This is a genomic window from Clostridium sp. MSTE9 (assembly GCF_000277625.1).
GTDB lineage: Bacteria > Bacillota > Clostridia > Oscillospirales > Acutalibacteraceae > Faecalispora > Faecalispora jeddahensis.
On sequence record NZ_AKFU01000052.1, the window covers coordinates 62,079 to 70,347 of the forward strand.

The 8,269-nt window shown below is 50.9% G+C and carries 9 protein-coding genes; 5 read left to right on the forward strand and 4 right to left on the reverse strand.

Annotated features, from left to right (window positions below; genetic code table 11):
- The first annotated feature begins 27 nt into the window (after window positions 1–27).
- The 5 genes from HMPREF1141_RS15465 (at window position 28) to HMPREF1141_RS15485 (ending at window position 5,331) form a co-directional block, all read left to right on the forward strand.
- Window positions 28–264: a putative Se/S carrier-like protein gene (locus HMPREF1141_RS15465; protein ID WP_009066234.1), complete on the forward strand. Its 237-nt coding sequence runs from the start codon at window positions 28–30 to the stop codon at window positions 262–264.
- Window positions 261–1,406: an aminotransferase class V-fold PLP-dependent enzyme gene (locus HMPREF1141_RS15470; protein WP_009066192.1), complete on the forward strand. Its 1,146-nt coding sequence runs from the start codon at window positions 261–263 to the stop codon at window positions 1,404–1,406. The genes HMPREF1141_RS15465 and HMPREF1141_RS15470 overlap by 4 nt, the downstream gene beginning before the upstream one ends.
- Before the next feature lie 97 nt (window positions 1,407–1,503).
- Entirely contained in the window at window positions 1,504–2,394 is an 891-nt protein-coding gene (gene cdaA / locus HMPREF1141_RS15475) for a diadenylate cyclase CdaA (protein WP_009066227.1), read from the forward strand.
- Entirely contained in the window at window positions 2,384–3,649 is a 1,266-nt protein-coding gene (locus tag HMPREF1141_RS15480) for a CdaR family protein (RefSeq protein ID WP_009066194.1), read from the forward strand. Before cdaA ends, HMPREF1141_RS15480 begins: the two co-directional genes overlap by 11 nt.
- 203 nt (window positions 3,650–3,852) lie before the next feature.
- Entirely contained in the window at window positions 3,853–5,331 is a 1,479-nt protein-coding gene (locus tag HMPREF1141_RS15485) for a GH25 family lysozyme (protein ID WP_009066172.1), read from the forward strand.
- A gap of 411 nt (window positions 5,332–5,742) precedes the next feature.
- Here the strand turns inward: HMPREF1141_RS15485 and HMPREF1141_RS15490 are convergent, their stop codons facing one another.
- The 4 genes from HMPREF1141_RS15490 to HMPREF1141_RS15505 form a co-directional block, all read right to left on the reverse strand.
- Window positions 5,743–6,699 carry a site-specific integrase gene (locus HMPREF1141_RS15490; RefSeq protein ID WP_051044325.1) on the reverse strand — a complete coding sequence of 319 codons (957 nt, stop codon included), beginning with the start codon at window positions 6,697–6,699 and terminating at the stop codon, window positions 5,743–5,745.
- Window positions 6,696–6,962, reverse strand: a complete 267-nt coding sequence (locus tag HMPREF1141_RS15495; RefSeq protein ID WP_009066155.1) for a DUF3850 domain-containing protein — start codon at window positions 6,960–6,962, stop codon at window positions 6,696–6,698. Before HMPREF1141_RS15495 ends, HMPREF1141_RS15490 begins: the two co-directional genes overlap by 4 nt.
- Before the next feature lies 1 nt (window position 6,963).
- Window positions 6,964–7,764, reverse strand: coding sequence for a hypothetical protein (locus tag HMPREF1141_RS15500; RefSeq protein WP_009066124.1), 801 nt, complete (start codon window positions 7,762–7,764; stop codon window positions 6,964–6,966).
- Between the two features lie 171 nt (window positions 7,765–7,935).
- Complete coding sequence (locus HMPREF1141_RS15505) at window positions 7,936–8,163, reverse strand: hypothetical protein (RefSeq protein WP_035317286.1); 228 nt, start codon at window positions 8,161–8,163, stop codon at window positions 7,936–7,938.
- Between the last annotated feature and the right edge of the window lie 106 nt (window positions 8,164–8,269).

Genomic DNA, 8,269 nt, shown 5'->3' on the forward strand with positions numbered 1-8,269 from the left:
TATTCTGTTAATAAAAACAGAGAGGTGATGTATGTGGGCAAGCCTGTTATTTTGCTTGGTTCCATCACTTATGCGATGAAAAGCCGGGACATTTTGTTCCGTTATGGAATTAAATCGTATGTGGAGAGAACACCGCGCACGCAGGACCGGCTCGGGTGCGGATATGGAATTTACGTGCCGGATCGTACCGATCAGGCGGAAGATATTTTGATACACTCAGGCATCCGTGTTTTGGGAAGATCCGAGAGAGCGGGTGCCGTATGATTTATTTAGACAATGCGGCCACCACGTATCCAAAACCGCCGCGCGTGATCACCGCTATGGCGGATGCACAGAGGACAAAAGGAGCAAATCCGGGGCGCAGCGGGCATAAGCTGTCTTTAGCTGCCGCGCAGGAGGTTTATGACTGCCGGCAGACGGCGGCGGAGCTGTTTTCTGCTCCCGGGCCGGAATGTATCGCATTTACTCTGAACTGTACCATGGCGCTGAACATGGTCATCAAGGGCGTTTTAAAGCCCGGGGATCATGTGGTAACGTCGAATCTGGAGCACAACGCGGTCATGCGTCCGCTTCAGGCTCTGGCAGATCAGGATATCACATTTACGCAGGCGCAGGTGGTCCCCGGGAACAACAACGCGACCGTGGATCATTTTCGCCAGGCCCTGCAGCCCAACACGAAGCTGATCGTGTGCATGCACGCTTCCAATGTATGGGGAATCCGGTTGCCGGTGGAGCGCATTGCCGCGCTCGGCCGGGAATATGAGATTCCGACTGCGGTAGACTGCGCGCAGGGCGGTGGAGTGCTGCCGATCAATATGGAAGACAGCGGCATCGATTACCTTTGCCTGGCCGGGCACAAAGGGCTTTACGGCCCGATGGGAACCGGAATGCTGATCTGCAAAAACGCTTCGCTTCCCAAAACGATTCTGGAGGGCGGAACCGGCACCTCTTCCTTTTCTTTTCTGCAGCCGGATCAGATGCCGGAGCAGGCGGAAAGCGGAACGCCGAATCTGCCGGGGATCGCCGGTCTTCGGGCCGGAATGGAATTTGTACGCGCAAAGACGCAGCAAACCATTTTTTCTCATGAAATGCGTCTGGTGCAGCAGCTTTACGACGGGCTTTCCCAGATTCGCGGCGTGCGTCTTTACACGCAGCGGCCGGAGGAGATGTATTTTGCGCCCGTCCTTTCTTTTAATATGGAAGGGTTGTCCAGCGAGCAGGTGGCCGGGAAGCTGGACGCCGTCGGGATCGCCGTGCGCCCCGGCCTGCACTGTGCGCCGGCCGCGCATCAGTGTATGGGAACGTTGGAGCAGGGCGCGGTTCGGGTATCGCCGTCTGCTTTCAATCATAGAAATGAAATAGAGCGATTTCTCATGACAATCCGTAAAATCAAAGCGGATTCCTGAATAAAATGTTGCATATCGCTGGTTATATGGTAAAATAAATAAAAAGAGGCAGCGTTGCGGGCAGGTTTGCTGCGAGTCTGCTACGGAGAGGAAAAACATGGAGCTTCTCGTAAACGGTTGGGGTAATATTGTCGGCTTGGTAAAATCGTTTCAGCTGACAGATGGCCTGGATGTCTTGGTCATATCCTTCATCATATATAGCGGGATCAAGCTGGTTCGGGAAACGCGGGCTGAGCAGCTGGTCAAGGGTTTATTGATTCTGCTGCTTGTCTGGGGCGTATCCTATTATTTGAACCTGCATATGGTTGGTGCGCTGCTGAACTATTTCTTCCAGTTCAGCGTGTTCGCGCTGCTGGTGGTGTTTCAGCCCGAAATGCGCCGCGCTTTGGAGCAGATTGGCCGAAGCGGGCTTGGCAGCAATGCCAAGGGCTGGCTGTTCACCGGCGTAAAGGATGACGCCGACCTGCGCCAGAAGCTCACCCGTGGGATCAACGCGGTAGTAGAAGCCGTGGTGGTTCTGCAAAAACAGAGAATGGGCGCTCTGATCGTGTTTGAGCGCCAGACAAAGCTGGGAGATATCGCAGACACCGGTACGGTGATCAACGCGGACCCTTCGGCTCAGCTGATCGGCAACGTATTCTTTAATAAGGCACCTTTGCACGACGGCGCAATGATTATCCGCGACGGCATGGTGTACGCGGCGGGCTGTATCCTGCCGCTGACAAAGAGCGATAAGGTCAGCCTGGATCTGGGAACGCGCCACCGTGCCGCGATCGGCATCAGCGAAAACTCCGATGCAGTCGTTGTGGTGGTTTCGGAAGAAACCGCGCAGATTTCCATTGCCGTCAACGGCGTTTTGACCCGCAACTATACGAGAGAGACCCTGAGAAGCGAATTGGAAAATTTGATCATCCCGGAGCAGGAATCCAGTGAAAAGCGGTCGCGCAAGATTCCTTCCATCAGGAGGGCAAAAAAAGATGAAGAATAAAAAGCTGGATCTTTCCGTTCTGTTTTATAATGATCGCTTTGTGCTGGCCTTCTCCGTCCTTACGGCAATTGTGCTGTGGTTTATCATGGCGACGGTCAATACGCAGGAGCGGCCGCGCATCATTTACGATGTGCCGGTCACCGTCAAGCTTTCTGAAACCAGCCAGGAGCAGGGGCTCAAGGTATTTGAGCAGAGCGTAAAAACGGCGAAGGTGTCCATCCGCGGCAACAGCATCGTCGTCAACCGCATCAAGCCCGAAAACATTCAGGTGGTGGCGACGCTGGCGTCGTCGATCACCCAGCCCGGCAGCTACCCGCTCCCCTTAACGGCACAGAAGGTCGGCTCGCTGGCCGATTACGAGATTGTGTCCATCGAACCAAGCACCATCATTACCAATGTGGATGTTTACAAGGAAGTCACCTTCCCGATTCAGGACGATGTCACCTATAAAGCAGATCCCGATTATTTTGTCAGCGCTCCTTCCTTCTCCTCGGATACAGTCGTGATTTCCGGCCCGGAGAAGGAGATCGCGAAGATCAAAAAGGTTTCGGCGGAATACGATGTGAAGGAAACCCTGACACAGAGTAAAAACTTTACGACCGATTTGGTGCTGTATGACGCATATGGAGAAAAGCTTTCAACCGATAAGCTGAACATGAGTATCAAGTCTGTGGATGTGAATATTACGGTGCTGGCCAGAAAGGTCATGAAGCTGAGTCCGACCTTCACCGGCAAGCCTGTGGGACTGGCCCTCTCCTCCGCGGTGCAGAAGATCGACCCCGAAACCGTTGAGGTGGCCGGGCCGGAGGATGTGCTGGCCAACGTGAATGAGCTGAGTCTGGAGGCAATCGATTTTTCAAAGCTTTCCATCAGTAATCAGAACCTGCAGGTAGATATCACGCTTCCGCCGGGCTGCAAGAACCTCAGCAACATTTATACGGCTTCCGTTACGCTGGATTTCAGCGGCTTTAAGAGCAAAAAGATCAATGTGACAGATTTCCAGATCAAGAATCTGGCGGCAAGCAAATCAGCGCAGGTGTTTACAAAGAGCCTGGCAATGACGCTGATTGGCCCGGCCAAGCAGATTGATGCCATCACCGCCGCCGATGTTTACGCGCAGATCGATATGACAGGCAAAGAAAGCTTTACCGGGCATTCGGAATTCCCCGTCACTCTGGTCGCAAAAAGCCATACCAGCGTTTGGGCCTATGGGGAGTATAAAGCGAATGTGAGCGTTACGGAAAAAAACGGATGATCGATTGATGATCCAATATTTACAGATGAAAGGGATGCGATATCGCATCCCTTTTTTTGGTAATTATTGTATTTTGATGAAAAGAGAGGGATGTTACTTGACATAATCTGGTAGGAGAAATATAATAAACTTAATTGCTGTGTTTTCCGCGTTGTTTTAGGGATGGAATTGCCGGCAAAAATCATTTTGTGGGAGGAATCGGATTGAAAAAAAGATTGGGGTCATTTTTTCTGGTTTTCGCGATGTTGATGACGCTGTTTTTGCCGGCGTATGCAGATACATACACAACCGATTTTATGATCAGCTCCACCTTTGCCCAGATGAAAAAGGGTGATACCATGCAGCTTAGGGTGTACAGCGGAACTTCAGAAGTGACGCAGGTAACCTGGGCTTCCAGTAATCCCGCTGTGGTACAGGTGAACAGTACGGGAGTTGTGACTGCGCTTTCGATCGGCCAGGCGACTGTTACAGCGACTTCGGCTTCTGGGGTTACTGTCAGCTGTTCCGTCAGCTGCTCGGTCAATGTCGGTATTCCCGGAATTGATGTTTCTCAGCATCGCGGAGTCATCGACTGGCAAAAGGTAAAGGCTGCCGGTGTTCAGTTTGCCATGATCCGTACCGGGTACGGAAACGAAAACTGGGCCCAGCAGACGGATACTCAGTTTGAGAACAATTACAAAGGCGCAACTGCGAACGGCATTGCGGTAGGCGCTTATCATTACAGCTATGCGACGAATGTGACCATGGCGACGCAGGAAGCGGAAATGTGCCTGAGCATCCTCAAGGGCCGCGCTCTGCAGTACCCTGTTGTATTCGATGTAGAAGATAAAGTACATAATTCGCTTTCTGTCGATCAGATGGGGCAGATCGTGAATGCATTCTGCAGCAGGATTCAGCAGGCCGGTTACAAAACGGCGGTTTACAGCTATGTGAACTTCTACAACGCGCGCCTGACCAGCCCGCTGGTGGCGCAGTACGATACCTGGATCGCCCACTGGGGCGTCAGCCAGCCGAACTTCAACCGCCCGTACACCATGTGGCAGTATGCGGCGCAGAGCATTCCCGGAGTCAGCGGCCTCTGCGATGTGAACTACAGCTATTATGATTACGCCGGAACAGCGGCTCAGCAGCCGACAAAGCCCACAGACCCGAACGTCTTTACCAGCAGCGCGCTGAGTACGTATGCGTTCACCGATCAGAGCCAGGATTATTTCTACCGTATCACTACGGCGGATGCCGTGGCGCCCACGGCGGTTTCTTCTGATCCGAACGTTGCGGAAGTCAAGTTCTCTCAGCAGTCGGCAGACGGATACATTTTCCAGGTCATCCATAAGGGCGAGGGCCAGGCGACCATTACCACCACCTCCGCTGTGACAGGCGCTTCCACTTCCTTTACAGTGACGGGCAACGCCCTGCCGAAGGTTGTGTATTTTACGGATCTCGGCTCCAGCTTTACTCTCCAGAAGGGCCAGACCTATTCTCTGCGTGTAATGCCCACAGTGATTTCCACTAATGTGAAATTCCTGATCGGGAACCCGGCTGTTTTAACAGGCGGAACAGAGCAGCCCACCGCAGGCGGCTGGTATTATCCCATTACTGCTGCTGGCAGCGGTACCACACCGATCTATGCACAGGTAGGCGGCCGTGCCCCGGTTCTGGTTGCGACAGTTACTGTATCCTGAGTTGAAAATTGCATTTTATTTGCAAAAATATTCATTGTAAAAAAAGTCCGGCCTGATCGATGGCCGGACTTTTTTCGTGCATTTTACAGAACTGTTTTATCAGTTTGTATTTGTAATTGTCAGGGAATCATGGCGGGAGCGCCCTTTCTGCAGGGGGCTGATTTATCTGGGAGATAGCTTAAAAGCCTTGCTTTTCTGCCGGAAATACCGCAAATAAAGTATGCAGAGATTGCTTTGGCCCGCTGTTCAGCCCGGGCAGGTCTTACTCGTTCAATATGCCTCTCAGCCAGACAAAAAGCGCACAAACGAAAAAATGCATCCTGTTTTACAGGATGCATTTTTTGTGGTGGACGATACAGGACTTGAACCTGTGACCCTTCGCACGTCAAGCTTTGGTATCAGGGTGCAGACCTATGCCGGGGAGCGAAAAAGGGCAGAGGACAGATAGCTGTCCAGCTTGTCAACGCTCTTAGATAACATCAGATCATCAAGGTGCGTGTATATGGCAATCGTGGTCTTGACATTGCTATGGCCGAGCAGTTTTGCTGCTGTCAAAACGTCCACCCCGGAGAGGTACAGAAGTGTCGCGTAGGTGTGCCGCAAGTAATGCGCGGTGATCTCCTGTATGCTCGTTTGATCTGCTCCCGGAGCCTTGCGCAGGGCTTTAATATAGCTGTCCCACATGCGCCGCCATGACATAAGCGTGTGCATCTCACCATCAGCGCGGGGACAAACATATTTTGACCGGGCGACAGTTTTTGCCTTTTGCAGTTCAAGCGCCAGATCGAGCGTAATATCGACCACCCGGCCCCAAGAGGTTTTTGTACCGCTCTTGACAATCAAACGATTGCTGTTACGGCTCTCCGCACTCTTGGTAACGCTGATTTTCAGCGCGTCGAGGTCAATATCATCCCAAGTAAGCGGGATAAGCTCACCCCGCCGCAATCCTGCCAGCATCATCACCAGAGCGCCCACACGCGCCCGGTGTGGAGTCGAGATAATCAAGCCTTGTTCCGTGGCCGTTAATGCTCTGCGGTAACGGCGGGGAGCATAGCGGGATACCTCACGTCCCCGGGCGGGATTTCGGGTGATCAGTTCCAAATCTATTCCATACTCAAAGATACGGTTTGCGGTGCTGCGTACATCAACCAATGTTTGCCGAGACGCTGGACGGCCTGTGTTCGGATTCCGGTCTGTGAGAGCGTCCAGCAGGGCATCTATATCCGTAGGCTTTATCTGATCAACGTCCATGCCGCCAATATACCGATCGAGATGGTTTATGTAGCAGCGCAAGTTTTTATACTGGGAGAAACTCACCTTGTTTTTGCGAGTTTTAAGCCAGAGAGCCGCCAGAGATTCAAAGGTCAAGATTTTTCCCCCACTTTTCGAATGCCCATGACCACGTAACCCGGCCTTACATAACAGGAATCGCGCAGAATGTACGTTACGGCTACCTTGACTTCCCGGCCTGTATAATTTCCAAAAGTGCCTTGCTGGGCATATTCCCGAAGAATCAAATAATCGCCAGTCAAAAAGCCGCGATCATCCTTGCGTACTTCAAAAGTTTTTGTTCCATCCCATATATCATGCATATATTCCGGTCTGATTTTCAGTTCATGCACCTTTGCCATATTAACCCTCTCCAATCGTTTCCAATATTCGAGCCGTATTTCTTGCGGTGATTTCATCAGCTTCACTCCCTGATGCATATTTAAACCAGATATTAACGCCCTCTGGTCTGTACTCCTGTGTTTCCACGGCATCATAGTCCGAGTCATAAACCTTTGTTTTAGGTTTTCTAACAAGCCCATGGCCACCCGCATAATAAAATGAACCAAATATCTTTCGGAATTCCTTTGTGACATACTTTGTAATGTACCGCGATACCCGTTCTTTCTGATCATCCAAAGCGATTGCCGTGCTATAACCGAGTGTCCATTGCGGCATATTGAAAATGGTCTGCCCAGCTTCTGTTTTATGTCCAGAGTCAATCATTTCAAAATTTCCGGAAAGCAAGCCGTGCATATGTATTGCACCATCCTTGTGGTGTTCCGGGATAACCAGATACCGAGCGTCATTTCTCTGCACCCGGTTGTCAAGAAATTTCTTTAATTTCCGTGAAACCTCTTTCGGGTCATAGCGATCAATCAATTCCGGGTCTAAAGTCCATGTAACAAAATAATCAAAATCATTACACATAGCAATGTCGAAAATCTTTTCCTTTGCACGTTTCACATTATCGCTCCTTACTTCATTTGACATATCTTTCGGCTTTGAAACTGGTTCAGGAGGGTCTACACGCTCCATGTATTCATCAATTTTAAATATCGGTTTCGAGCAAACCGTTATTTTATGTTCCCCATTGGGATAAATCCGTTCTTTCGTATTCGCAAAGACCTCTCTTGCCAGTGCCACAGTAGGCAAGTAAATCATTGCTATTCTCCTTATGAGGGAAATTTGAGGCTATTATCAAGTAATAGCCACCGCCCCCGGAAACTTCCGGGAGAATGAAAGCCGCGCAGCTTAATACATAAGACCAGCCCCGGATTTCCGGTGGGGCCCCGCGCCGCAAACGGCGCACCCCATCCGAAAAACCGGGAACGGTCAACTAATCGCGCGCGCCCAGCGGAGCGCAGCCGAAATTACATAATAGGCCGCAATTGCAACCAGCCACGTTTCCATAGTTGCTATAATAAAGCTAACGGGAACAATCCAATTAATTGCAGACAGATAGGGCGCAATAGGGGAGGTATCCAGAGCCTGAAAAGGGGAGTCTGGCAGCAAAGCAAGCGCCCAAGACAAAAGTTGTTTGAAGAGTTTTAGAATATCCATATGCACACCTACCTTTTTACAAGCTTAGAACTTAGGATTATAAGTGAAATGATGAAAAGCAAACTTAATCCCCATCGAGAGAGAGCCGCCAAGCCATCAAATTGCG

Coding starts and splice junctions, on each gene's coding strand:
- HMPREF1141_RS15495 (WP_009066155.1), bottom strand. CDS start 6,962: ATGGCAAAGGTGCATGAACTGAAAATCAGACCGGAATATATGCATGAT.
- HMPREF1141_RS15480 (WP_009066194.1), top strand. CDS start 2,384: ATGAAGAATAAAAAGCTGGATCTTTCCGTTCTGTTTTATAATGATCGC.
- HMPREF1141_RS15500 (WP_009066124.1), bottom strand. CDS start 7,764: ATGATTTACTTGCCTACTGTGGCACTGGCAAGAGAGGTCTTTGCGAAT.
- HMPREF1141_RS15470 (WP_009066192.1), top strand. CDS start 261: ATGATTTATTTAGACAATGCGGCCACCACGTATCCAAAACCGCCGCGC.
- cdaA (WP_009066227.1), top strand. CDS start 1,504: ATGGAGCTTCTCGTAAACGGTTGGGGTAATATTGTCGGCTTGGTAAAA.
- HMPREF1141_RS15465 (WP_009066234.1), top strand. CDS start 28: ATGTATGTGGGCAAGCCTGTTATTTTGCTTGGTTCCATCACTTATGCG.
- HMPREF1141_RS15505 (WP_035317286.1), bottom strand. CDS start 8,163: ATGGATATTCTAAAACTCTTCAAACAACTTTTGTCTTGGGCGCTTGCT.